The sequence below is a fragment of the Pseudomonas sp. MS646 genome (assembly GCF_036693845.1).
Lineage (GTDB): Bacteria > Pseudomonadota > Gammaproteobacteria > Pseudomonadales > Pseudomonadaceae > Aquipseudomonas > Aquipseudomonas chlororaphis_E.
Genome location: NZ_CP144763.1, coordinates 5,777,127 through 5,798,692 on the forward strand (window position 1 = coordinate 5,777,127; position 21,566 = coordinate 5,798,692).

Below are 21,566 nucleotides of genomic sequence, written 5' to 3' on the forward strand. Positions count from 1 at the left end.
ATGGCGGGCTGCTTGAAATTGAGACTCAGCGCCGGACTTTGTGGGAGCGGGCTTGCCCGCGAAGGCGGCGGCACGGTCAGCATCATCGGTGACCGACACGCCGCTTTCGCGAGCAAGCTCGCTCCCACAGGATGAGGGACTGGCTCAGGCTTTGACCAGGCCGGCGGCGATGACCAGTTCTTCCAATGCCAGCAGGTCCGGTACTTTTGCCACGTGCTCGCCCACTTGCACCGCCGCCTGTTCCAGCCCGCACAGCGGTACATCGACGTAGCTCAGTTGAGCGTCGAGCTTGCAGGAACGGGGGATGCCTTGCACCAACAGTGCCATGAAGCGCAGCTCCGGGCGGCCGCCCAGGGCGTTGAGCACGACGATGCGCACTCGCTCGCCGATCACGGTTTTCTGGCCGCACGCCGATTCGAAGCTCAGCAGCGGGATCTGCCGTTCGCGCCAGCTGGCCCAGCCCAGGAACCACGGCGGCGTGTCCAGATCGAACGTGCTGCCCTGGTAGTCGATCAACTCGGCCACCGCGACGTTGGGCAGGATCAGGTGGCGGTCCGCCAGGGGCAACAGCAACCCGGTGAGGTGGCTGGTGCGCTGGTGGGGGTGCAGGTCATGCATGGGGCTTGCTCCAGTGCGCGATGCTGTCGAGCAGCACCGATTCCTGGTACGGCTTGCCCAGGTAGTCGTTGACGCCGATCGCCATGGCGCGGTCGCGGTGTTTCTGGCCGGTGCGCGAGGTGATCATGATGATCGGCAAATGTGCCAGGCGCGGGTCGTTGCGCACCAGGGTGGCCACTTCGAAGCCATCCATGCGCGGCATCTCGATGTCCAGCAGCATCAGGTCCGGCGAATGCTCGGCCAGCAGCGCCATCGCGTCCACCCCATCCTTGGCGGTCAGGACATGCATGCCATGGCGCTCCAGCAGGCGGCTGGTGACCTTACGCACCGTCACCGAGTCGTCCACCACCAGCACCAGCAGCGGCCGTTGCGGCTCGCCCTCGCTTTCGGTCGGCAGCGGTCGGCGTGGCACCTGGTGAGGCAAGGCGCGGATCGGCGCCAGCAGGTCGAGGATCAACACCACCCGGCCATCCCCCAGGATCGTCGCCCCGGACACACCCTGCACCGCCGCAAACTGCGCGCCAAGGCTCTTGACCACGATCTCGCGGGTGCCGGCGGTGGTGTCCACCTGCACCGCGATATGGCGCTCGTTGCACTGCATCAGCAGCAGCGGCAACGGTTGGCTCTGGCCCAGCAGTTTCGGTCGCGCCGTGGTCTTGAGCAGCTCGCCCAGGTAGCACAGTTCGTAGCGCTGCCCGGCGTAGGTATAGGTCGGCGGATCGAGCTGGTAATAGCCATCCAGCTCGGCAGGCAAGACCCGCACGATGCTTTCGATGGTATTGAGCGGGATCGCGTATTGGTCTTCGTGACACTGCACCATCAACGCCCGGTTGATCGCCAGGGTGAACGGCAGGCGGATGCGGAAATGCACCCCCTGCCCCGGCGTCGAGTCGATGATCATGCTACCGCCCAGTTGCCGCACCTCTTCGTGGACCACGTCCATGCCGACGCCGCGCCCGGAGATCTGGGTGATCTTCTCGGCGGTGGAAAACCCCGGCTGCAGGATGAACTGCAACACGTCGCGGTCACTGATGTCGCTGTCGGGAGCCAGCAGGCCGCGCTTGATCGCCTTGCGCCGCACCGCCTCCAACGGCACGCCGGCACCGTCGTCGCGGATGTCGAAAATGATGTCGCCGCCCTCCCGCGACAAGTCGAGACTGATGCGTCCGCGGGTCGGCTTGCCGGCGGCGAGGCGCACGTCGGCCGGTTCCAGGCCGTGGTCGACGGCGTTGCGCAGCATGTGCTCCAGGGGCGCGGCCATGCGCTCCAGCACGTTGCGGTCCATTTCGCCCTCGGCATTGTCGACCACGAACTCGACCTCCTTGCCCAGTTCCTGAGCCACTTGCCGGACGATGCGCTTGAGGCGCGGCAACATGCGCTCGAAGGGCACCATGCGCGTGCGCATCAGGCTTTCCTGGAGCTCGGTGTTGATCCGTCCTTGCTGTTGCAACAGGCTTTCGGCGTCGTGATTGCCGCGGTCGAGGGTTTCCTTGAGGTCGAGCAGATCCGAAGCGGATTCGAACAAGGCGCGGGACAGTTGCTGCAACTGGGAATGCCGGTCCATTTCCAGGGGGTCGAACTCCTCGTAGCCCAGGCGCTCGGCCTCGACCTGCTGGCGACTGAGAATCCGCCCCTGGGTCTCGGTGTCCAGCCGGCGCAACTGATCACGCATGCGCTCGATGGTGGTTTCCATTTCGCTCAACGCCACCCGGGCGTCGTTGACTTGCTGTTCGATGCGGCCTCGGAAGATCGACGCTTCACCGGCCAGGTTGACCAGGTCGTCGAGCAGTTCGGCGGAGACCTTGACCATGTCCGCGCCGTCGCTGGGTGCGCTCGGCTCGGGCCTGGCGGGTGCCGGCGTGGCGGCAGTGACCGGGGCCGCGACCGGCGCCGGAAGCGGCTGTGCCACGGGCGTCGCCTGACTTGCCGGAGCGTCCTGCGCGTGACTCACCGCCTGGATCTGTGCGATCAGCCGGTCGCCCGGCGGGCACGGGTGCCCGGCGCGTACGGCATCGAGCATCTGCGCCAGTCGGTCGTGACTGCTTTGCAGCAGGGTGAACAGGCTCGGACTGGGCTGGAGCAGACCGGCCGACAAGCCTTCGTAAAGGTTCTCCAACTCATGGGCCAGGTCGCCGATGGGCACGATCTCCACCATCCGCGCGCCGCCCTTGAGGGTGTGCAGGTCCCGCAACAGGGTTTCCACGGCCTGGCGATTCGACGGCTCGGCCTGCCAGCGCAGCAACGCCGCGCCGGAGCTGTCGAGAATGTCGAAGCCTTCTTCGAGGAAGATCTCCAGCAACTCAGGGTCCTGGCCGGCTGCATCACCCTGGCCTGCCCCGGCGGTGTCGATGGCGTTCGGCTTGTCCTGGCGGAAGCGGCGGATGGCATCGATCAGCGCAACGGGATCGCCCAGCGGCTGGCCCTGTTGCAATTGCCCAAGCAGCAGGTCGAGGCGTTCGTGGCTGCGTTCGAGCAGTTGCTCCAGTGCCTCGCTGTGGCTGTAGCGACGGTCCACCAGGCCTTCGTAGAGGTTTTCCAGTTCCTGGGCCAGGTCGCTTACCGGCCGGATATCGGCCATCCGTGCCCCGCCCTTGAGCGTGTGCAGGTCCCGTTGCAACGAAGACAGCGGCGCACCGTTGTCCGGGTCGGCCAACCAGCGCTGCAAGGCCTGGGCGGCGCTCTCGAGAATGTCCTGGGCTTCCTCGAGGAAGATCGCCGCGATGTCGTCGTCCACCGCCGCGTCGGTGGGGGCGTCGCGTTCCAGCTCGGCGGTGGCCTGACCCAGTTCGTGGATGCTCAGGGTCCGACTGCCGTCGCTGCGGATCAGGCCGGTGGCCGCCGGGTCGAGGCCGTCTTCCAGCAACCTGCGCAAGGCCTGGACCCGTTCGGGTTGTGGATGCACCGACTGCCCGGCCGCCAGTTCATCGAGCATGTCGATCAGTGCCTCATGGGCGCGCTGGGCTTCCTGGAAAAACATGTCGCTGACCACCAGGCTGCTCTCTTCCACCGCGCCGTAGAGGTCGAGCAACGCTTCGCAAAGCTCATCGACCGGGTGCAGGTCGGCCAGGTGTGCGCCTTCGCCGAGGGTGGTCAGCTCATCCAGCAACGCACTCAGTTCCTGGCCTTCGCCCGGATGCTGCTGCCAGCGCTGCAGCAGGCTTTCGGCGTCGAGCAGGATGTCCATGCCCTGGGCGAGGAAGTTGTTGATCAGTTGGGGATCGCGCTTGGCACGCAGTCCCTTGTCCGGGGCGTCGAGGGCTGTTTGCAGGCGTTCGGCCAACAACGATTGGGCTCGCTGGATCAGGTCCTCGGCACCGGGAATCGGTGCCAGCGGCTCGCTGTGCAACTGGCGCAGGCTGCGGCGCAGCAACCCTTCGGCCTCCAGCAACAGTTCGACCTCATCCAGGTCGAGGGCAATCAGGTGGGCCTTGTATTCCCGGGCCAGTTCATCCAGTGCGCCAGTCAGCTCGGCAATCGGCAGCACGCCGGCCATGGAGGCACTGCCCTTGAGGGTGTGCAAGGCCCGTTGCAGTTCATCGCTGGCCTGCAACGGCAAGTGGTCGGTGGCCTGGTCGAGAAACCGATTGAGGCTGGCGAGGTGGCCCTGGGCTTCATTGTCGAAGATCTTCAGCAGCAACGGGTCGAGGGCGGCCACGTCCTGCACATCTTCATCGGCCTCGTCATCGCCCTTGGCGAGGGCATGGGCGCGGGCGGCCAGGCGATCGACGTCATCGCGCTGCCGTTGCTGGTGGGCGGCGAACTCGGTCACCAGGGCCGGCAGCAACTGCACGGTGTCCTCGATCAGTTGGCGCACCGAAGCCGTCGGCTCGACACTGCGCTCCAGCACCCGGTTGAGCAGGTTTTCCACCGCCCAGGCCAGTTCCCCCAGCACCAGCGCCCGCACCATCCGGCCGCTGCCCTTGAGGGTGTGGAAGGCCCGGCGCAATTCACTCAGGGCACCCTGGTCATCGGGGTGGGCGTTCCAACGCGGCAGGTATTCGCGCAGGACGTCCAGCACCTCATCGGTCTCCTCGAGGAAGACCTCGCGCAATTCATCGTCCACCGGATGTTCGTCCCGCGGCGGCGGCAGCAGGCTGCCCGGTGTGCTGCGGGCCGGCGGGTTGACCGTCGAGACCGGGCTGGCCAGCACTTGCGCCAGCGATTGCACGGTCAGCGGGTCGTCCAGTTCTTGCAAGTCCTGCATCAGCTGGGCTTCGTTGGGCCCCAGCACATCCTCCAGCAACGGCACCCGCGCTTCGTCCGGGAAATAGCCGAGCGCGGCCAGGCTCCGCTCGACCCCGTCGAGCAAAGACTCGCCAGGGGTCTGTGGGTCTTCGCTCAAGCGCTCCAGGTAGTATTCGAGGCCGCTGATCACATCGGCCAGATGGTCGAGGGCTTCCCAGCCCGGCTGGGCCTGATCGAACAACAGGTGTTCGCGGATGAACCCGTTGCACGCCTCCACCAGGCCGGCCGCGCGGCTCAGGGGGATCATCGCCAGCGCACCGCGCACCTGGGTCAGCAGGGCCGGCAAGGGCTGCAACTGCTCGCGGTTCCAGTCGGCGTCGATGTAGTCGACGATCATGTCCTTGGCCTGTTGCAGGCAGGTGTGCGCCTCCTTGATGACAATCTGGTGGATCTGAGTCAAATCGGTGGTGGGCAGGTGCGTGTCTTCGCGGCTCTGCGGCTCGACGGTGCCGACCATGCCGGCCAGGGTGGCTTCGACGTAGAGCAAGGCACCGGCGACGTCCATCAGGGTCGCGTCATCAGGCTCGCGCTGGCCCTGGGCGAGGCTCAGCACCACCGCCAGTTGATCGATGATGACCTTGCGCGGCTGGCCGAAGCCCAGCACCGCCAGGGTATCGGCGATCTGTCGCAGCGGCGCCAGCAGGCTGTCCAGTTCCGAGGCGTGCTGGCGATCGCTGCGCACGAACAGGTCGAGGCGCTCCTTGACCCGCACCAGTTCTTCACAGAGCGCGGCAAGCACCGAGCGCAAGGCATCTCGGTCGGGCCCGACGAGGCGCGCGCGTTCTTCGTCGACCATGGCGCTGTCGGGCAGCGCGTCATCCAGTGAGTAGCGTTCTTTCATGATCAGCATCTGCCCGCTGGGGTGTTCGGCCTTGGCAATATAGAACAACAAGCTCTTGAGCAGGTGGGCCGGTGCCGGTTGATTGATGCCACCCATGCCGTGTTCGAGCAGGCGCCTGAGTTCCTTGTCGGCTTCCTTGAACAGGCTGCGCAACGCCGGGCTGTTGGCGATGCGCCCCTCGCGCATGCCTTCGACCAGCGCCGAGGCCACCTGCCACAAGGCATTGAGCGGCGCCCCGGCGCACAGCCCTTCCAGGCGATGGAAGACCTTGGCCAGGTAGCCGAGGTGGGTGGCATCGTCTTGTTCGCGCAACAGCCCGACGAGAGCCATTTGCAGGGTCTGGCGCAGCTTGCGCAGGGTGTTCGGCAGGTCCGGCGGTTCGAGTCGCCGCAACGCTTCGTCGCTCAGCGGCGGCAGTTGCGGCAGCTCGGGGCTGAACAGGCTGGTCTCCGACAACAGGCTTTCGCCCCGGGCGCTGCGCAAGTCGTTGATCAACGGCAGCACCACCAGCGGTAAATCGCGGCGGGCGCCCTGGACACGGTCCAGGTAGATCGGCAACTGGCCCAGGGCCTGGCTCAACAGGCTGATGGCCTCTTCGCGATGGCTGATGCGGTTGTCCTTCAGGGCCAGGCACAACTGTTCCATCTCTTCGGCCAGCAGCGCGGCGCCGTAGAATTCGACCATCTGCAAGCCACCGTGCACCTGATGGATACCGGCCAGGCACTGCGCGAGGGCATCCAACGCCTGCGGGTCGTCCACCAGGCGATTGAGGGCCTGGTGGGCCTGCTTCAGCGTTTCGGCAATCTCGCCCTTGACCCACTCCAGGGCCACATAGTCGCGCCGATCAGCCATAACCACTCCAAATCAACAGTGACATGCCAAGGGTACGAATCAACCCTGTGGCGAGGGGATTTATCCCCGCTGGGCTGCGCAGCAGCCCCCAAAAACCCGGCAGCAAGATGTCAGCTCGTCAGACAGTTTGAATGGGGCCGCTTCGCGCCCCAGCGGGGATAAATCCCCTCGCCACAAAAGCGCCTCATCATCAGACGAATCCCGCTGGTCACCCCTTGTCCTCACCCGCAGCCGCCGGCAAGGTGAACCCGGACACCGACCGCCGCAGTTGGCTGGCCATTTTCGCCAGGTTGCCGATGCTCTCGGCGGTGGCGGTGGAGCCCGACGAGGTTTGCGTGGTGATCTGCTGGATCACGTTCATGGTCAGGGAGATCTGCCCCGCCGACGTGGTCTGTTGCTGCGCCGCGTTGGAAATGCTCTGGATCAGCGCCGCCAGGGTCTTGGACACGCCTTCGATCTCCTCCAGCGCGACGCCGGCATCCTGGGCCAACCGGGCCCCGCGCACCACTTCGGTGGTGGTCTGCTCCATGGAGATCACCGCTTCATTGGTGTCGGCCTGGATCGCTCGCACCAGTGTCTCGATCTGCCGGGTCGCCGCCGACGAACGCTCCGCCAGGCGCTGCACTTCATCGGCCACCACCGCGAAGCCGCGCCCGGCGTCGCCGGCCATGGAGGCCTGGATGGCGGCGTTGAGGGCCAGGATGTTGGTCTGGTCGGCGATGTCGTCGATCAGGCTGACAATGTCGCCAATCTCCTGGGACGATTCGCCCAGGCGCTTGATGCGCTTGGCGGTGTCCTGAATCTGTTCGCGAATGTTGTCCATGCCGTGGATGGTGTTGTGCACCACCTCGTTGCCCTTGTTGGCGATTTCCACCGAGCGCTCGGCCACCGCCGACGACTCGGCGGCGTTGGCCGAAACCTGGTCGATGGACTGGGCCATCTCATTGATGGAAGTCGACGCCTCGGAGATCTGCTGGGCCTGGTGCTCGGACGCCTGGGCCAGGTGCATCGCCGTGGCCTGGGTTTCCTGCACGGCGGCGGCAACCTGGCCGGCGGTGAGGTTGATGGTCGCCACCAGGTCGCGCAGTTGATCCACCGAATAGTTGATGGAGTCGGCGATGGTGCCGGTGAAGTCCTCGGTCACCGAGGCGGTCACCGTCAGGTCGCCGTCGGCCAGGTCTTCGATCTCGTCCAGCAGACGCATGATCGCGTTCTGGTTGCGCTCGTTCTTTTCCGCGGTCTCGCGCAATTGGCGGTTGGTTTCCCGAACCATTACCAGGCCGATCAGGATGATCGACGTCAGCGCCAGCAGGCCCAGCACATACCCGCCGATGGCGTTGGCCGCGCGCCCGCCGGCCAGGTTCTCGAACGCCGTGGCCAGGTGCGACGCTTCGTCGAGCAGGGTTTGCGACAGGCTGAAGATATTGCCGGCCGACTCACGGACCTTGAACAGCTCCGGCGACGTTTCGAGGATTTCATCCACCGAGCCCGAGACGAACTCGAACAGTTCGCTGATTTCGCTCAAACGGGCCCGGGCATCGCGGTCCTGGACCTGGGAAATCTTCAAGGCCGGGTCACCCTGCAACATGCCGTTGAGTACCTGACCGAAACGCGCGGCGTCGCGGCCGAAGGTGTCGGCGGCCTGGCTGGCGTTTTCATCCCCCGCCAGCACGGTGTTGACCGCGCCGAGAATCCGCTCGGCCAGCAGCGACTGGCGCTGGGCCATGGCCACCTGGGCCGCGGGCGCACCGCGTTGCAGCAGGATCTCGACGACTTTTTCGTACTCGACCTGCAGTTGCGGCACGGTCTCGGCCAACGTCGCCGCCACTTGATGCAACGACAGGACCGTCTGCTCGCTGGACAGAATGGCGTCGGCGTTTTTCAGCAGGCGTTCCCAGTCCAGCTGCACGGCGCGCATCTGCGGGCGCAGGGCGGCGGGCGCGGGCGGCAGCCCGGTCACCGGGTCCCCCTGTTTCAGGTAGCCCCAGCGCTGGGCAAAGTCATTGCGCGCATCGCTCAGCAACTTGAACGCGGCCGGCTTGCCGGCAGCGGCCTCGGTGGCGTTCTTGGCAATGCGCTGGGACAGCACCCGCAACTCACCGGCGTGACCGATGTACTGCTTGTCGTAGGTGGACTGGGTGTTGAGGTAGGCGAAGTTGGCGAACAGCAACATGATGAAGACAATCAGCGCGACGAACAGCACGATGATCTGCGAACGACTGCGCGACGCTTCCAGTGGCTTGCCTGCTTTTGCTTTGATCATCGGTTCTCGCCTGTACTGCATCATCCAACTCACTCACTGTGGTACCCCATGTGGGAGCGAGCTTGCTCGCGATAGCATTGGATCAGCCAGCCTTGATTTAGCTGACCCACCGCAATCGCGAGCAAGCTCGCTCCCACAAGGGACCGGCGCTGTATCCCGTCAAATCGCCACATCCATGAACCCTGGCGAGCGCGTCAACGCAAACGGGCTGAACACCTGCCACGGCGGCTCGCCGGGAAACTGCCCTTTGACGAACACCGACTCCGGGCCGTCGAGCTCGTCCACCAGCGTCGGCTCCAGGCTGCCCTGGGGAAAATGCTGCAACCCGAGGACCTCATCCACCAGCAAGCCGGTGAACACTTCGTCGTGATCCACCACCAGCACGCGCCGCTGCTTGCGCACGGGCGACAGTTCATGGCCGAAGAACCCGCACAGGTCCATCAATGGCAGCAACCGCCCGCGCAGGTTAGCCACACCGCGCACCCAGGGCTTGACCCCGGGCAACTGTGTGCAGCGCGGTTCATGCAGCACTTCACTGACCTCCCCCATGGGGGCCACGTACCAATGCTCGCCCAGGCGAAAACCGATGCCGCTCCAACTGTCGCGGTGGGTCGGCTGGGAAGGCAGGTCGGCCCCCAGCAGCCGGCAGCGCCGGTCGATCTGCAGCAGCAGTTCGAATGCCGTCAGGTTCTGGCTCATGGCCGCGTCGTCAATCCGCCAGCACTTTGTTCAGGGTCGCGATCAGGGTTTCTTCGTCCACCGGTTTGGTCAGGTAGTCCTTCGCGCCCTGGCGCGTGCCCCAGACCTTGTCGGTGTCCTGGTCCTTGGTGGTGATGATGATCACCGGGATGTGCCCGGTGTCAGGATCCTTGGTCAACTGGCGGGTGGCCTGGAAACCGTTGAGGCCGGGCATGACGATGTCCATCAGCACGGCGTCGGGTTTTTCCTGGCGCGCCAGGGCCACGCCATCGGCGCCGTTTTCGGCCTTCAGGACCTGGTGGCCGTGCTTTTCCAGCATGCCGGTCAATTTGTACATTTCGGTCGGCGAATCATCGACGATCAGAATACGTGCCATGGTGTTCCCCATTTTTGTCGACCCCAGGCCCGTTGGCCGAGTGTCATTAATGTGCCTGGTGCGGCTGGACAGCGGCAAAGCCCGGGACATGGGCCTGTATCGCACCCAGCAGTTCTTCCTTGCTGAACGGTTTGGTCAAAAACTGATCGGAGCCGACGATGCGCCCCTTGGCCTTGTCGAACAAGCCGTCACGGGACGACAGCATGATCACCGGCGTGGCCTTGAACGCGCTGTTGTTCTTGATCAGGGCGCAGGTCTGGTAGCCGTCCAGGCGCGGCATCATGATGTCGACAAAGATGATGCCCGGATGATGATCGGCGATCTTGGCCAGGGCATCGAAGCCGTCGATGGCCGTGATCACCTCGCAGCCGACGTTGCGCAGCAAGGTTTCGGCGGTGCGGCGGATGGTCTTCGAGTCGTCGATGACCATCACCTTCAAGGCACTGGGTTGCTGCTGCGTAAATTGCTCTGCCATTGCCACTGCGAACCGGTTTTTAACGCGCCAGGGTGGTCGACGGCGCAAACCCTTGATGTTCAAGGCCCGCGCGTCACATGGCAGCCTTTTTAGCACAGTCTCCATCGCCGATCTATCGGCCGCTCGGCGCGGCGGTTTTTCCTTGACCGCCAAACTTGGGGGCGCCACTCTGACGCCACTTTTTCACGCCATTTGTGCCCATCATATTTTCGAGGAACCAAGCCATGAGCGTACGCGTCGGCATTGTCATGGACCCTATCGCCAGCATTTCCTATAAGAAGGATAGCTCGCTGGCCATGCTGCTGGCCGCTCAAAAGCGCGGCTGGGAGTTGTTCTACATGGAGCAGCGCGACCTCTACCAGGCCGAGGGCCAGGCGCGGGCGCGGATGAAACCGCTGAAAGTCTTCGCCAACCCCGAGAAATGGTTCGAGCTGGGCGCCGAAAGCGATGCCCTGCTGAGCGACCTCGACGTGATCCTGATGCGCAAGGACCCGCCGTTCGACATGGAGTTCGTCTACTCCACCTACCTGTTGGAGCAGGCCGAGAACGCTGGCGTGCTGGTGGTCAACAAACCCCAGAGCCTGCGCGACTGCAACGAAAAGCTGTTCGCCACGCTGTTCCCTCAGTGCACGCCGCCGACCCTCGTCAGCCGCCGCCCGGACGTGCTGCGCGAGTTTGCCGAGCATCACGGCGACGTGATCCTCAAACCCCTGGACGGCATGGGCGGTTCCTCGATCTTCCGCCACACCGCCGGCCACCCGAACCTGTCGGTGATCCTGGAAACCCTGACCCTGCATGGCAAACAGCAGATCATGATCCAGGGCTACCTGCCGGCCATCGTCGACGGCGACAAGCGCATCCTGATGATCGACGGCGAACCGGTGGACTATTGCCTGGCCCGGATTCCAGCGGCTGGCGAAACCCGCGGCAACCTGGCCGCCGGTGGCCGTGGCGAGGCGCGCCCGCTGACCGACAAGGACCGCTGGATCGCCGCCCAGGTCGGCCCGAGCCTGCGGGAGAAAGGCCTGCTGTTCGTGGGCCTGGACGTGATCGGTGAGCACCTGACGGAAATCAACGTCACCAGCCCGACCTGCATCCGCGAGATCGACAACGCCTTCGGCACCGACATCGGTGGCCTGCTGATGGATGCCATAGAGAAGCAGCTGCAAGCCATTCGCGGCAAGCGGCAAGCGTGAAGCGGACGATGTGCAGCTTGTCGCTCGCTGCTTGAAGCTTGCAGCTAAAAACCAACATTGCGCTATCATGCCGGGCCCTGAAAAAAAGCGATGTTGGTTTTTGCCGCTATGACCCTCCCGTCCGACCTGCCCCAAGAGCTTGCCCATCGCGGCGTGCGCCCGGCCGATCGCCTCGGTTTTACGCTGTTCCTGGCGGCGCTGATCCACCTGGCCCTGTTGCTGGGCGTCGGGTTTGCCACGGTCGAACCCAAGCAGATCAGCCAGACCCTGGAAATCACCCTGGCCACCTTCAAGAGCGAGACGAAGCCGGCGAAGGCCGATTTCCTCGCCCAGGAAAACCAGCAGGGCAGCGGCACCCTGGAAAAAAAGGCCATTCCCAAGACCACCGAGATCGCGCCGTTCCAGGACAATCAGGTGCAGAAAACCAGCCCGCCCCCAGCCACCAAGCCCGAGGTGCAGGAGGCCGCGCCGAAGGCCGCCGTGACCACCGTGGCGCCCAAGTCCAAGAAGGCCCCGGTCAAGGAAGAGGTCAAGCCCGACCCCAAGCCCAAGGCCCCCGCCCCAACATTCGACAGCTCCCAGTTGTCCAGCGACATCGCCAGCCTGGAAGCCGAACTGGCCCAGGAGCAGCAGCTCTATGCCAAGCGCCCACGCATCCACCGCCTGAGCGCGGCCTCGACCATGCGCGACAAGGGCGCCTGGTACAAGGACGAATGGCGCAAGAAGGTCGAGCGCATCGGCAACCTGAACTACCCCGACGAAGCGCGGCGCAAGCAGATCTACGGCAACCTGCGGCTGATGGTCTCGATCAACCGCGACGGCTCGCTGTATGAAGTGTTGGTCCTGGAATCCTCCGGCCAGCCGCTGCTGGACCAGGCGGCCCAGCGGATCGTGCGCCTGGCCGCGCCGTTCGCCCCGTTTACCGGGGATCTGTCGGACATCGACCGGCTGGAGATCATCCGCACCTGGAAATTCTCCCGGGGCGACCGGTTGTCCAGTAACTGACACATCATTGATGCCTGTGGGAGCGGGCTTGCTCGCGAAGCGGCCTGTACATCCGACAGATTTCTTGCGGCAGGACCACCGTCTTCGCGAGCAAGCCCGCTCCCACATTGATGGGGCCGGGAGGCCGATAGGGGCATTTGCAACGCATCCCCAGCTTGTCAGTTCGCCCCCGCGCCGCCACACTAGCGCCTATGAAAAACGTCAGCCCCACCTACCTCAAGCATCAATTCCTGATCGCCATGCCGCACATGGCCGATCCGAACTTTGCCCATACCTTGACCTACATCGTCGAGCACACGGCCAATGGGGCCATGGGGCTGGTGATCAATCGCCCGCAGGAGCTGAACCTGGCGGACATCCTCGAGCAGCTGCGCCCTGATGTAGAGCCGCCATTGTTGTGCCAGCACGTGCCGATCTTCATCGGCGGCCCGGTGCAAACCGATCGCGGTTTCGTGCTCCATCCGTCGGGGCCGACCTACCAGGCCACGGTGGACCTGAACGGCGTGTCGCTGTCCACGTCCCAGGACGTGCTGTTCGCCATCGCCGACGGCGTCGGCCCGGAAAAAAGCCTGATCGCCCTCGGCTACGCCGGCTGGGAAGCCGGGCAACTGGAGGCCGAGCTGGCCGACAACGCCTGGCTGACCTGCCCGTTCGACGCCGACATCCTGTTCAACACCAGCAGTGAACTGCGCCTGGAAGCGGCCGCCAGCCGGCTGGGGATCAACCTCAGCCTGCTCACCAGCCAGGCGGGACACGCCTGATGGCCTTGCGCTTGCTGCTGGGCTTCGATTACGGCACCAAACAGATCGGCGTGGCAGTCGGCCAGGTCATTACCGGCCAGGCCCGCGAACTGTGCACGCTCAAGGCGCAGAATGGCGTCCCGGACTGGAACCAGGTCGAGGCGCTGATCAAGGAATGGAAACCCGACGCCGTGGTGGTCGGCCTGCCGTTGAACATGGACGGCACACCCAGTGACATGTGCGTGCGCGCGGAAAAGTTCGCCCGCCGGCTCAATGGCCGCTTCAACCTGCCCTTCTATACCCACGACGAACGCCTGACCACGTTCGAAGCCAAGGGTGAGCGCCTGGAGCGTGGCGGGCAGAAAGGCAGTTACCGCGACAACCCGGTGGACGCCATTGCCGCCGCCCTGCTGCTGCAAGGGTGGCTCGATGCCAACACCGCCCTGTTCGAAACCTGATTTTCTATAAAGCGCCGCCAAGGCGCTTTCTTTTAGCGATGAACCGCGCCCCTCACACCGGCCCGGAAACCTGAAGGAGCCAGCATGAGCCTGCCCAATCCTGCCGAACTGATCAGCCAGATGGCGATCCGTCTCACGGCACACCTGGAACAACGCGGCATCCGCGAACCGCGCTACATCGGTATTCGCACCGGTGGCGTCTGGGTCGCCCAGGCATTGCTCGATGAACTGGGCAGCCAATCGCCGTTGGGCACCCTGGATGTGTCGTTCTACCGCGACGACTTCAGCCAGAACGGCCTGCATCCGCAAGTCCGCCCTTCGGCGCTGCCGTTCGAGATCGAAGGCCAGCACCTGGTACTGATCGACGACGTGCTGATGAGCGGGCGGACCATCCGCGCGGCCATGAATGAGTTGTTCGACTACGGCCGCCCGGCCAGCGTGACCCTGGTGTGCCTGCTGGACCTGAACGCTGCCGAACTGCCGATCCGCCCGGACGTGGTCGGCGCGACACTGGCGCTGGCCGCCCACGAGCGCGTCAAGCTCTCCGGGCCCGCGCCGCTGCAACTCGAACTGCAAGACCTTGCCCTTTAACTGCCCTTGTAAGAGTCCATTGCGATGACGCCTCTCGAAACCAAGCGCCCGCTGCAGCTCAACGATCAGGGCCAGCTGCGGCACTTCCTGTCCCTCGACGGCTTGCGCCGCGAGCTGCTGACAGAAATCCTCGACACCGCCGACTCGTTCCTCGAAGTCGGCGCCCGGGCAGTAAAGAAAGTCCCGTTGCTGCGCGGCAAGACCGTGTGCAACGTGTTCTTCGAAAACTCCACCCGCACCCGCACCACCTTCGAACTGGCCGCCCAGCGGCTGTCGGCGGACGTGATCACCCTCAACGTGTCGACGTCCTCGGCGAGCAAGGGCGAGACCCTGCTCGACACCCTGCGCAACCTCGAAGCCATGGCCGCCGATATGTTCGTCGTGCGCCACGGTGATTCCGGCGCGGCGCATTTCATTGCCGAGCACGTCTGCCCACAGGTGGCGATCATCAACGGCGGCGACGGCCGCCACGCCCACCCGACCCAGGGCATGCTGGACATGCTCACCATCCGCCGGCACAAAGGCAGCTTCGAGAACCTCTCGGTGGCCATCGTCGGCGACATCCTGCATTCGCGGGTGGCCCGCTCGAACATGCTGGCCCTCAAGACCCTCGGTTGCCCGGACATTCGCGTGATCGCGCCGAAGACCCTGCTGCCCATCGGCGTCGAGCAGTACGGCGTGAAGGTCTACACCGACATGACCGAAGGCCTCAAGGATGTCGACGTGGTGATCATGCTGCGCCTGCAGCGTGAACGCATGACCGGCGGCCTGCTGCCCAGCGAAGGCGAGTTCTACCGCCTCTACGGCCTGACCACCTCCCGCCTGGCCGGGGCCAAGCCAGACGCTATCGTCATGCACCCGGGGCCGATCAACCGCGGGGTGGAGATCGAGTCGGCGGTGGCCGACGGGCCGCATTCGGTGATCCTCAACCAGGTGACCTACGGCATCGCCATCCGCATGGCCGTGCTGTCCATGGCCATGAGCGGGCAAACGGCCCAGCGCCAATTCGACCAGGAGAACGCCCAGTGAAGCTCAGCATTCTCGGCGCACGCGTGATCGATCCGGCCAGCGGCCTGGATCAAGTGACCGACATCCACATCGACGCCTGCAAGATCGTCGCCCTGGGCGCTGCGCCCGCCGGTTTCACCGCCGTGCAAACCCTCGACGCCCAAGGCCTGGTGGCGGCCCCGGGCCTGGTGGACCTGAACGTCGCCCTGCGCGAACCCGGCTACAGCCGCAAAGGCAGCATCGTCAGCGAAACCCGCGCCGCCGCCGCCGGTGGCGTGACCAGCCTGTGCTGCCCGCCGCAGACCAAACCGGTGCTGGACACCTCGGCCGTGGCCGAACTGATCCTCGACCGCGCCCGCGAAGCCGGCAATACCAAGGTCTTCCCGATCGGCGCCCTGAGCAAAGGCCTGGACGGCGAGCAACTGGCCGAACTCATCGCCCTGCGCGACGCCGGCTGCGTGGCGTTCGGCAACGGCCTGAACAGTTTCCGCAACACCCGCACCCTGTGCCGCGCCCTGGAATACGCGGCGACGTTTGGCCTGACGGTGATCTTCAATTCCCAGGATCACGACCTGGCCGAAGGTGGCCTGGCCCACGAAGGCCCGACCGCCAGCTTCCTCGGCCTGCCGGGCATCCCGGAAACCGCCGAGACCGTGGCCCTGGCCCGGGACCTGCTGCTGGTGGAGCAAAGCGGCGTGCGTGCGCACTTCAGCCAGTTGACCAGCGCCCGTGGCGCGGCGTTGATCGCCCAGGCCCAGGCCCGGGGCTTGCCGGTCACCGCCGACGTGGCGCTGTACCAGTTGATTCTGACCGACGAAGCGCTGATCGATTTCAACAGCGTCTATCACGTCCAGCCGCCGCTGCGCACGCGCGCCGACCGCGATGGCTTGCGCGAGGCGGTGAAGAGCGGCGTGATCTCGGCCATCTCCAGCCACCACCAGCCCCATGAGCGTGATGCCAAGCTGGCACCGTTCGGCGCCACCGAGCCCGGCATCAGCAGCGTCGAACTGCTGCTGCCGTTGGCGATGACCCTGGTGGAAGACGGCTTGCTCGACCTGCCGACCTTGCTCGCGCGCCTGAGCGCTGGCCCGGCCCAGGCCCTGCAATTGCCGGCCGGGAAACTGGCCGTGGGCGCCGCGGCCGACCTGGTGCTGTTCGACCCCGCCGCTTCCACCGTGGCCGGCGAAGCCTGGCGCTCCAAGGGTGACAACTGCCCGTTCCTGGGCCACAGCCTGCCGGGGGTGGTGCGTTACACCTTGATGGATGGGCGGGTCACTCACCAGGCCTGAGACCGCGTCGCGCCTATCGCGAGCAAGCTCGCTCCCACAGTTGGATCTTTGGTGAACACATGATTTGTGAACACCTCGATCCAGTGTGGGAGCGAGCTTGCTCGCGATGCAGGCGCCCCGGTCTTACTGAAACGCCCCCCGCTTCTGCGCATTGCGAATCGAAACCTGGTCATTGAGTGTCCAGAAGTCATACAGCACCCCCAGGAAAAACACCCCGCCCGTCAGCAGATAGACAATCCCGCTGAGCCATTTGCCCTGGTACATGCGGTGTACGCCAAACACCCCGAGAAACGTCAGCAGGATCCACGCCACGGAGTATTCGATGGGGCCGGGGGTAAAGCGCAGGTCCGCCTCGCGGTCCATGGCCGGGATCAGGAACAGGTCGATCAGCCAGCCGATGCCCAACAGGCCAAACGTGAAGAACCAGAGCGTGCCGGTGACCGGCTTGCCGTAATAGAAACGGTGGGCACCGGTGAAACCGAAAATCCACAGCAGGTAGCCGATGACTTTGCTGTGGGTGTCGTGCACGGCGCCCGGTTGATAGCTGTTCATGAAGAGTCTCTTCGCCTCGATAGATAAATTTTTTCTGACTTTTTGTGACTTTTTCGTGTCTCGCCGACAAGCGGTCTTCGCCGCACCGATTCGACGAAAGCCCCGTACTAGCGGGGCTGTTTCGGACAATCGGGCCAATTTGTCGCATTTAGACGGGTTTTGCCTGGGGTTCCAAATCGACAAACGGCCTCGGAATCGCAAAAAAAGCTGTTATAAAGTTGCGCGCTAACCTTTATGAGCCCTGCCTAATGCGTCCATTTTTCAAGACATGGCTAACCATTTGCCTATTATTGCCACTGGCCGCCCACGCCACCAATCGTGAGCAACGTCTGCCCAACATCAACGGCTACACCCCCAAATCCCATGTTTCTGCTCCTTCGAGCAAGAACAAGCCCGGTGCACAACGCCCAGGCACCGCCAGCAGCAAGCTGGTACCGCCCATGGCGAGCAAGACCAGCAGCAACGTGCTGAGCCGCGCCGTCAATGTACTCGGTACACCTTATCGTTGGGGCGGCAGTAGCCCAAGTAAAGGCTTCGATTGCAGCGGACTGGTGAAATACGCCTTCAACGACGCCACCTTCGACCTGCCGCGCACCTCCAACGCGATGGCTGCCGGGCATGGCGAGAAAGTCGAGCGCAAGGACCTCAAGCCGGGCGACCTGATCTTCTTCAAGCTCAAGAGCCGCCGGGTCAACCACGTGGCGATCTACCTGGGCAACGACCGCTTCATCCATGCCCCGCGCCGTGGCAAGTCGGTGACCATCGACACCCTGAACAAGCCGTACTGGGACACCCACTATGTGGTAGCCAAGCGCGTGCTGCCGAAAGAGCCGGGCGGGATGCGGGTCGTCCAACGCTGATCAAAGCCCCCCCTGTGGCGAGGGGATTTATCCCCGCTGGGCTGCGGAGCAGCCCCCAAATGTGGCGAGTCAGAAATAAAAATGTAAGCCTCTGCATTTTGGGGGCGCTTCGCGCCCCAGCGGGGATAAATCCCCTCGCCACAAGGGCTCGCGCCGGCCTTTCTAGAAATTATCCGGCGTACGCGCCCGCTCCCGCGCATGTTCCCGGCTGATCAGGCCCTTGTTCACCAGGTCCTTCAGGCACATGTCCAGCGTCTGCATCCCCAGCGACCCGCCGGTCTGGATCGACGAGTACATCTGGGCGATCTTGTCTTCGCGGATCAGGTTGCGAATGGCCGACGTGCCCAGCATGATCTCGTGCGCGGCAATGCGGCCGCCACCGATCTTCTTGATCAGGGTCTGGGAGATCACCGCTTGCAGTGACTCCGACAGCATCGAGCGCACCATGGACTTCTCGTCCCCCGGGAATACGTCCACCACCCGATCGATGGTCTTGGCCGCCGACGTGGTGTGCAGCGTACCGAACACCAGGTGCCCGGTTTCGGCGGCGGTCAGCGCCAGGCGAATGGTTTCCAGGTCGCGCATTTCCCCCACCAGGATCACGTCCGGGTCTTCCCGCAGGGCCGAGCGCAAGGCCGTGGAGAAGTCCTGGGTATCGCGGTGTACCTCACGCTGGTTGATCAGGCACTTGCGCGGCTCGTGGACGAACTCGATCGGGTCTTCGATGGTAAGAATGTGATGGTGCTTGTGGCTGTTGAGGTAGTCGATCATCGCCGCCAGGGTGGTGGACTTGCCCGAGCCGGTCGGCCCGGTCACCAGGACCAGGCCCCGGGGCGACTCGGTCACTTTGCGAAACACTTCGCCCATCCCCAGGTCTTCCATGGTCAGGACCTTCGACGGGATGGTCCGGAACACCGCCCCCGCGCCGCGATTCTGGTTGAAGGCGTTGACCCGAAACCGTGCAACGCCCGGCACCTCGAAGGAAAAGTCGGTTTCCAGAAACTTTTCGTAATCCACTCGTTGCCGGTCGTTCATGATGTCGTAGATCAGCTCATGGACCTGCTTGTGATCCAGTGCCGGCAGGTTGATCCGCCGCACATCGCCATCGACCCGGATCATCGGCGGCAAGCCGGCGGACAGGTGCAGGTCCGACGCCCCCTGTTTGGCGCTGAACGCCAGCAGTTCAGTGATATCCATAGCGCTCCTCAATTCCAGTAGAATGCCGCGAACCTCAGACCGCTGGCGCTTCTTTATGTCCACGATAGCAGACAACATCGCTCAGGTTAGATCGCGTATCCGCGCTGCGGAACAGGCCGCCCAGCGTGCCGAACAGAGTGTCCAACTGCTGGCCGTGAGCAAGACCAAGCCCGCCCAGGCCCTGCGCGAAGCCTATGCCGCGGGCCTTCGGGACTTCGGCGAGAACTACCTGCAAGAAGCCCTGGGCAAGCAGGCCGAACTCACCGACCTGCCCTTGATCTGGCACTTCATCGGCCCCATTCAATCGAACAAGACGCGCGCTATTGCCGAACATTTCGATTGGGTGCACTCCGTGGATCGCTTGAAAATTGCCCAACGCCTGTCCGAGCAACGCCCGGACGGCTTGCCGCCGCTGAACATCTGCATCCAGGTCAACGTCAGCGGTGAAGCCAGCAAGTCCGGCTGCACCCCGGCGGACCTGCCCGCCCTGGCCGCCGCCATCGACGCCTTGCCGCGGCTCAAGCTGCGCGGGCTGATGGCCATTCCCGAGCCAACCGAGGAGCGTACCGCCCAGGATGCCGCCTTCGGTGCGGTCCAACGCCTGCAAGCGAGCCTGCAATTGCCGCTGGACACCCTTTCCATGGGCATGAGCCATGACCTCGAGTCGGCCATCGCCCAAGGCGCCACCTGGGTACGAATCGGAACAGCCCTGTTCGGCGCCCGCGACTATAGCGCCGGCTGAGCCCAAGCAATGCCGACCCCACTCTCTAATCAAGGACCAGTCATGAGCAACATGCGTATTGCCTTCATCGGCGCCGGCAACATGGCCGCCAGCCTGATCGGCGGCCTGCGGGCCAAGGGTCTGGATGCCTCGCAGATCCGCGCCAGCGATCCGGGCGAGCAAACCCGCAGCCGGGTGAGCGACGAGCACGGCATCGAGACCTTTGCCGACAATGCCCAGGCCGCCGACGGCGCGGACGTCATCGTGCTGGCGGTCAAGCCCCAGGCCATGAAAGCCGTATGCGAAGCCCTGCGCCCGAGCCTCAAGCCCCATCAACTGGTGGTGTCGATTGCCGCCGGCATCACCTGCGCCAGCATGAACAAATGGCTGGGCGAGCAGCCCATCGTGCGCTGCATGCCCAACACCCCGGCGCTGCTGCGCCAAGGTGTCAGCGGCCTGTTCGCCACCCCGCAGGTGAGCGCCGCGCAACGCCAGCAGGCGCAGGAGCTGTTGTCAGCCGTGGGCCTGGCGCTGTGGCTGGACACCGAGCAACAGCTGGACGCCGTCACCGCCGTCTCGGGCTCGGGCCCGGCGTACTTCTTCCTGCTGGTCGAAGCCATGACCGCCGCCGGCGAGAAACTCGGCCTGCCCCGGGAGATCGCCGCGCAGTTGACGGCGCAGACCGCCCTCGGCGCGGCTCACATGGTGGTGTCCAGCGACGTCGATGCGGCCGAGCTGCGCCGCCGCGTGACATCGCCGGCCGGCACCACCGAAGCCGCCATCAAATCATTCCAGGCCGGGGGCTTCGAAGCCCTGGTGGAAACCGCACTCGGCGCCGCCGCGCACCGCTCGGCCGAAATGGCCGAACAACTGGGTCAATAAGGAGCCATCATGATTGGATTGAACACCGCAGCGGTCTACGTGCTGCAAACCCTTGGCAGCCTGTACCTGCTGATCGTGCTGCTGCGCTTCGTGCTGCAACTGGTGCGCGCCAACTTCTATAACCCGCTGTGCCAGTTCGTCGTCAAGGCCACCCAGCCGCTGCTCAAGCCCTTGCGCCGGATCATCCCGAGCCTGTTCGGCCTGGACATGTCGTCGCTGGTGCTGGCCATCCTCGTGCAGATGGCACTGATGGCCCTGACCCTGCTGCTGACCTACGGCACCACCGGCAATCCGCTGCAACTGCTGATCTGGTCGATCATTGGCGTGACCGCGCTGTTCCTGAAGATCTTCTTCTTCGCCATGATCATCAGCGTCATCCTGTCGTGGGTCGCGCCTGGCAGCCACAACCCGGGCGCCGAGCTGGTGAACCAGATCTGCGAACCGGCCCTGGCCCCGTTCCGCCGCATCGTGCCGAACCTCGGCGGCCTGGATATCTCGCCGATCCTGGCGTTCATGGTGCTCAAGCTGATCGACATGCTGGTGATCAACAACCTCGCGGCCATGACCATGATGCCCGAGATCCTGCGCCTGCTGATCTGACGAGGCGCACATCCTGTGGCGAGGGAGCTTGCTCCCGCTGGGCTGCGCAGCAGCCCCAAAAACCAGGGCCGCTACGCGGCCCAGCGGGAGCAAGCTCC

Annotated in this window: 19 protein-coding genes; 11 read left to right on the forward strand and 8 right to left on the reverse strand. The window is 64.6% G+C overall.

Annotated elements, in window-relative coordinates; translation table 11 throughout:
- Window positions 1-144: 144 nt before the first annotated feature.
- The 6 genes from V3H56_RS25575 to V3H56_RS25600 form a co-directional block, all read right to left on the reverse strand.
- On the reverse strand, window positions 145-618 hold the full coding sequence (locus V3H56_RS25575; protein WP_042731365.1) for a chemotaxis protein CheW: 474 nt from the start codon (window positions 616-618) through the stop codon (window positions 145-147).
- Window positions 611-6,556, reverse strand: a complete 5,946-nt coding sequence (locus V3H56_RS25580; protein ID WP_338474001.1) for an Hpt domain-containing protein — start codon at window positions 6,554-6,556, stop codon at window positions 611-613. The genes V3H56_RS25575 and V3H56_RS25580 overlap by 8 nt, the downstream gene beginning before the upstream one ends.
- Before the next feature lie 208 nt (window positions 6,557-6,764).
- The gene (locus tag V3H56_RS25585; protein ID WP_047735857.1) at window positions 6,765-8,819 is read right to left on the reverse strand and encodes a methyl-accepting chemotaxis protein; all 2,055 of its coding nucleotides are present in this window, start codon (window positions 8,817-8,819) and stop codon (window positions 6,765-6,767) included.
- 159 nt (window positions 8,820-8,978) lie between these two features.
- The gene (locus V3H56_RS25590; protein WP_042731342.1) at window positions 8,979-9,518 is read right to left on the reverse strand and encodes a chemotaxis protein CheW; all 540 of its coding nucleotides are present in this window, start codon (window positions 9,516-9,518) and stop codon (window positions 8,979-8,981) included.
- A 10-nt stretch (window positions 9,519-9,528) separates the two neighbouring features.
- A complete protein-coding gene (gene pilH / locus V3H56_RS25595) occupies window positions 9,529-9,894 on the reverse strand; it encodes a twitching motility response regulator PilH (RefSeq protein WP_042731352.1) in 366 nt (121 codons plus the stop codon).
- A gap of 46 nt (window positions 9,895-9,940) precedes the next feature.
- Window positions 9,941-10,369, reverse strand: a complete 429-nt coding sequence (locus V3H56_RS25600) for a response regulator (protein WP_042731343.1) — start codon at window positions 10,367-10,369, stop codon at window positions 9,941-9,943.
- A gap of 224 nt (window positions 10,370-10,593) precedes the next feature.
- Between V3H56_RS25600 and gshB the strand changes: the two genes are divergently transcribed.
- The 7 genes from gshB (at window position 10,594) to V3H56_RS25635 (ending at window position 16,656) form a co-directional block, all read left to right on the forward strand.
- Window positions 10,594-11,565 (forward strand): glutathione synthase, encoded by a 972-nt coding sequence (gshB, locus tag V3H56_RS25605; RefSeq protein WP_042731344.1) that lies wholly within the window; start codon window positions 10,594-10,596, stop codon window positions 11,563-11,565.
- Between the two features lie 108 nt (window positions 11,566-11,673).
- Window positions 11,674-12,570 carry an energy transducer TonB gene (locus V3H56_RS25610; protein WP_047739438.1) on the forward strand — a complete coding sequence of 299 codons (897 nt, stop codon included), beginning with the start codon at window positions 11,674-11,676 and terminating at the stop codon, window positions 12,568-12,570.
- Window positions 12,571-12,761: 191 nt separating this feature from the next.
- The gene (locus tag V3H56_RS25615) at window positions 12,762-13,331 is read left to right on the forward strand and encodes a YqgE/AlgH family protein (protein WP_042731345.1); all 570 of its coding nucleotides are present in this window, start codon (window positions 12,762-12,764) and stop codon (window positions 13,329-13,331) included.
- Window positions 13,331-13,768 carry a Holliday junction resolvase RuvX gene (gene ruvX, locus V3H56_RS25620; protein ID WP_042731346.1) on the forward strand — a complete coding sequence of 146 codons (438 nt, stop codon included), beginning with the start codon at window positions 13,331-13,333 and terminating at the stop codon, window positions 13,766-13,768. Before V3H56_RS25615 ends, ruvX begins: the two co-directional genes overlap by 1 nt.
- Before the next feature lie 84 nt (window positions 13,769-13,852).
- On the forward strand, window positions 13,853-14,359 hold the full coding sequence (pyrR, locus tag V3H56_RS25625) for a bifunctional pyr operon transcriptional regulator/uracil phosphoribosyltransferase PyrR (RefSeq protein WP_047735856.1): 507 nt from the start codon (window positions 13,853-13,855) through the stop codon (window positions 14,357-14,359).
- Between the two features lie 24 nt (window positions 14,360-14,383).
- Window positions 14,384-15,388, forward strand: coding sequence for an aspartate carbamoyltransferase catalytic subunit (locus tag V3H56_RS25630; RefSeq protein ID WP_212803126.1), 1,005 nt, complete (start codon window positions 14,384-14,386; stop codon window positions 15,386-15,388).
- Window positions 15,385-16,656: a dihydroorotase gene (locus V3H56_RS25635; RefSeq protein WP_042731349.1), complete on the forward strand. Its 1,272-nt coding sequence runs from the start codon at window positions 15,385-15,387 to the stop codon at window positions 16,654-16,656. The genes V3H56_RS25630 and V3H56_RS25635 overlap by 4 nt, the downstream gene beginning before the upstream one ends.
- Before the next feature lie 123 nt (window positions 16,657-16,779).
- Here V3H56_RS25635 and V3H56_RS25640 read toward each other — a convergent pair whose 3' ends face one another.
- A complete protein-coding gene (locus V3H56_RS25640) occupies window positions 16,780-17,208 on the reverse strand; it encodes a TM2 domain-containing protein (protein ID WP_042731350.1) in 429 nt (142 codons plus the stop codon).
- A gap of 248 nt (window positions 17,209-17,456) precedes the next feature.
- Here V3H56_RS25640 and V3H56_RS25645 point away from each other — a divergent pair, with 248 nt between their 5' ends.
- A complete protein-coding gene (locus tag V3H56_RS25645) occupies window positions 17,457-18,068 on the forward strand; it encodes a C40 family peptidase (protein ID WP_042731351.1) in 612 nt (203 codons plus the stop codon).
- Window positions 18,069-18,230: 162 nt separating this feature from the next.
- Here the strand turns inward: V3H56_RS25645 and V3H56_RS25650 are convergent, their stop codons facing one another.
- Window positions 18,231-19,265 (reverse strand): type IV pilus twitching motility protein PilT, encoded by a 1,035-nt coding sequence (locus V3H56_RS25650; RefSeq protein ID WP_053147214.1) that lies wholly within the window; start codon window positions 19,263-19,265, stop codon window positions 18,231-18,233.
- A gap of 55 nt (window positions 19,266-19,320) precedes the next feature.
- Here V3H56_RS25650 and V3H56_RS25655 point away from each other — a divergent pair, with 55 nt between their 5' ends.
- From V3H56_RS25655 to V3H56_RS25665, 3 genes are read left to right on the forward strand one after another with little or no spacing between them, the layout of a single operon-like run.
- The gene (locus tag V3H56_RS25655; protein ID WP_212803128.1) at window positions 19,321-20,007 is read left to right on the forward strand and encodes a YggS family pyridoxal phosphate-dependent enzyme; all 687 of its coding nucleotides are present in this window, start codon (window positions 19,321-19,323) and stop codon (window positions 20,005-20,007) included.
- 42 nt (window positions 20,008-20,049) lie between these two features.
- Window positions 20,050-20,868 (forward strand): pyrroline-5-carboxylate reductase, encoded by an 819-nt coding sequence (gene proC / locus V3H56_RS25660; protein ID WP_338474002.1) that lies wholly within the window; start codon window positions 20,050-20,052, stop codon window positions 20,866-20,868.
- 9 nt (window positions 20,869-20,877) lie between these two features.
- A complete protein-coding gene (locus tag V3H56_RS25665; protein ID WP_042732791.1) occupies window positions 20,878-21,468 on the forward strand; it encodes a YggT family protein in 591 nt (196 codons plus the stop codon).
- The last annotated feature ends 98 nt before the right edge of the window (window positions 21,469-21,566 follow it).

Bases quoted from the DNA above. Each gene is read 5' to 3' on its own strand.
- pyrR (WP_047735856.1), top strand. From the start codon at position 13,853: ATGAGCCTGCCCAATCCTGCCGAACTGATCAGCCAGATGGCGATCCGT.
- gshB (WP_042731344.1), top strand. From the start codon at position 10,594: ATGAGCGTACGCGTCGGCATTGTCATGGACCCTATCGCCAGCATTTCC.
- proC (WP_338474002.1), top strand. From the start codon at position 20,050: ATGAGCAACATGCGTATTGCCTTCATCGGCGCCGGCAACATGGCCGCC.
- V3H56_RS25645 (WP_042731351.1), top strand. From the start codon at position 17,457: ATGCGTCCATTTTTCAAGACATGGCTAACCATTTGCCTATTATTGCCA.
- V3H56_RS25630 (WP_212803126.1), top strand. From the start codon at position 14,384: ATGACGCCTCTCGAAACCAAGCGCCCGCTGCAGCTCAACGATCAGGGC.
- V3H56_RS25655 (WP_212803128.1), top strand. From the start codon at position 19,321: ATGTCCACGATAGCAGACAACATCGCTCAGGTTAGATCGCGTATCCGC.
- V3H56_RS25650 (WP_053147214.1), bottom strand. From the start codon at position 19,265: ATGGATATCACTGAACTGCTGGCGTTCAGCGCCAAACAGGGGGCGTCG.
- V3H56_RS25600 (WP_042731343.1), bottom strand. From the start codon at position 10,369: ATGGCAGAGCAATTTACGCAGCAGCAACCCAGTGCCTTGAAGGTGATG.
- pilH (WP_042731352.1), bottom strand. From the start codon at position 9,894: ATGGCACGTATTCTGATCGTCGATGATTCGCCGACCGAAATGTACAAA.
- V3H56_RS25615 (WP_042731345.1), top strand. From the start codon at position 12,762: ATGAAAAACGTCAGCCCCACCTACCTCAAGCATCAATTCCTGATCGCC.
- ruvX (WP_042731346.1), top strand. From the start codon at position 13,331: ATGGCCTTGCGCTTGCTGCTGGGCTTCGATTACGGCACCAAACAGATC.
- V3H56_RS25590 (WP_042731342.1), bottom strand. From the start codon at position 9,518: ATGAGCCAGAACCTGACGGCATTCGAACTGCTGCTGCAGATCGACCGG.
- V3H56_RS25585 (WP_047735857.1), bottom strand. From the start codon at position 8,819: ATGATCAAAGCAAAAGCAGGCAAGCCACTGGAAGCGTCGCGCAGTCGT.
- V3H56_RS25580 (WP_338474001.1), bottom strand. From the start codon at position 6,556: ATGGCTGATCGGCGCGACTATGTGGCCCTGGAGTGGGTCAAGGGCGAG.
- V3H56_RS25610 (WP_047739438.1), top strand. From the start codon at position 11,674: ATGACCCTCCCGTCCGACCTGCCCCAAGAGCTTGCCCATCGCGGCGTG.
- V3H56_RS25575 (WP_042731365.1), bottom strand. From the start codon at position 618: ATGCATGACCTGCACCCCCACCAGCGCACCAGCCACCTCACCGGGTTG.
- V3H56_RS25640 (WP_042731350.1), bottom strand. From the start codon at position 17,208: ATGAACAGCTATCAACCGGGCGCCGTGCACGACACCCACAGCAAAGTC.
- V3H56_RS25665 (WP_042732791.1), top strand. From the start codon at position 20,878: ATGATTGGATTGAACACCGCAGCGGTCTACGTGCTGCAAACCCTTGGC.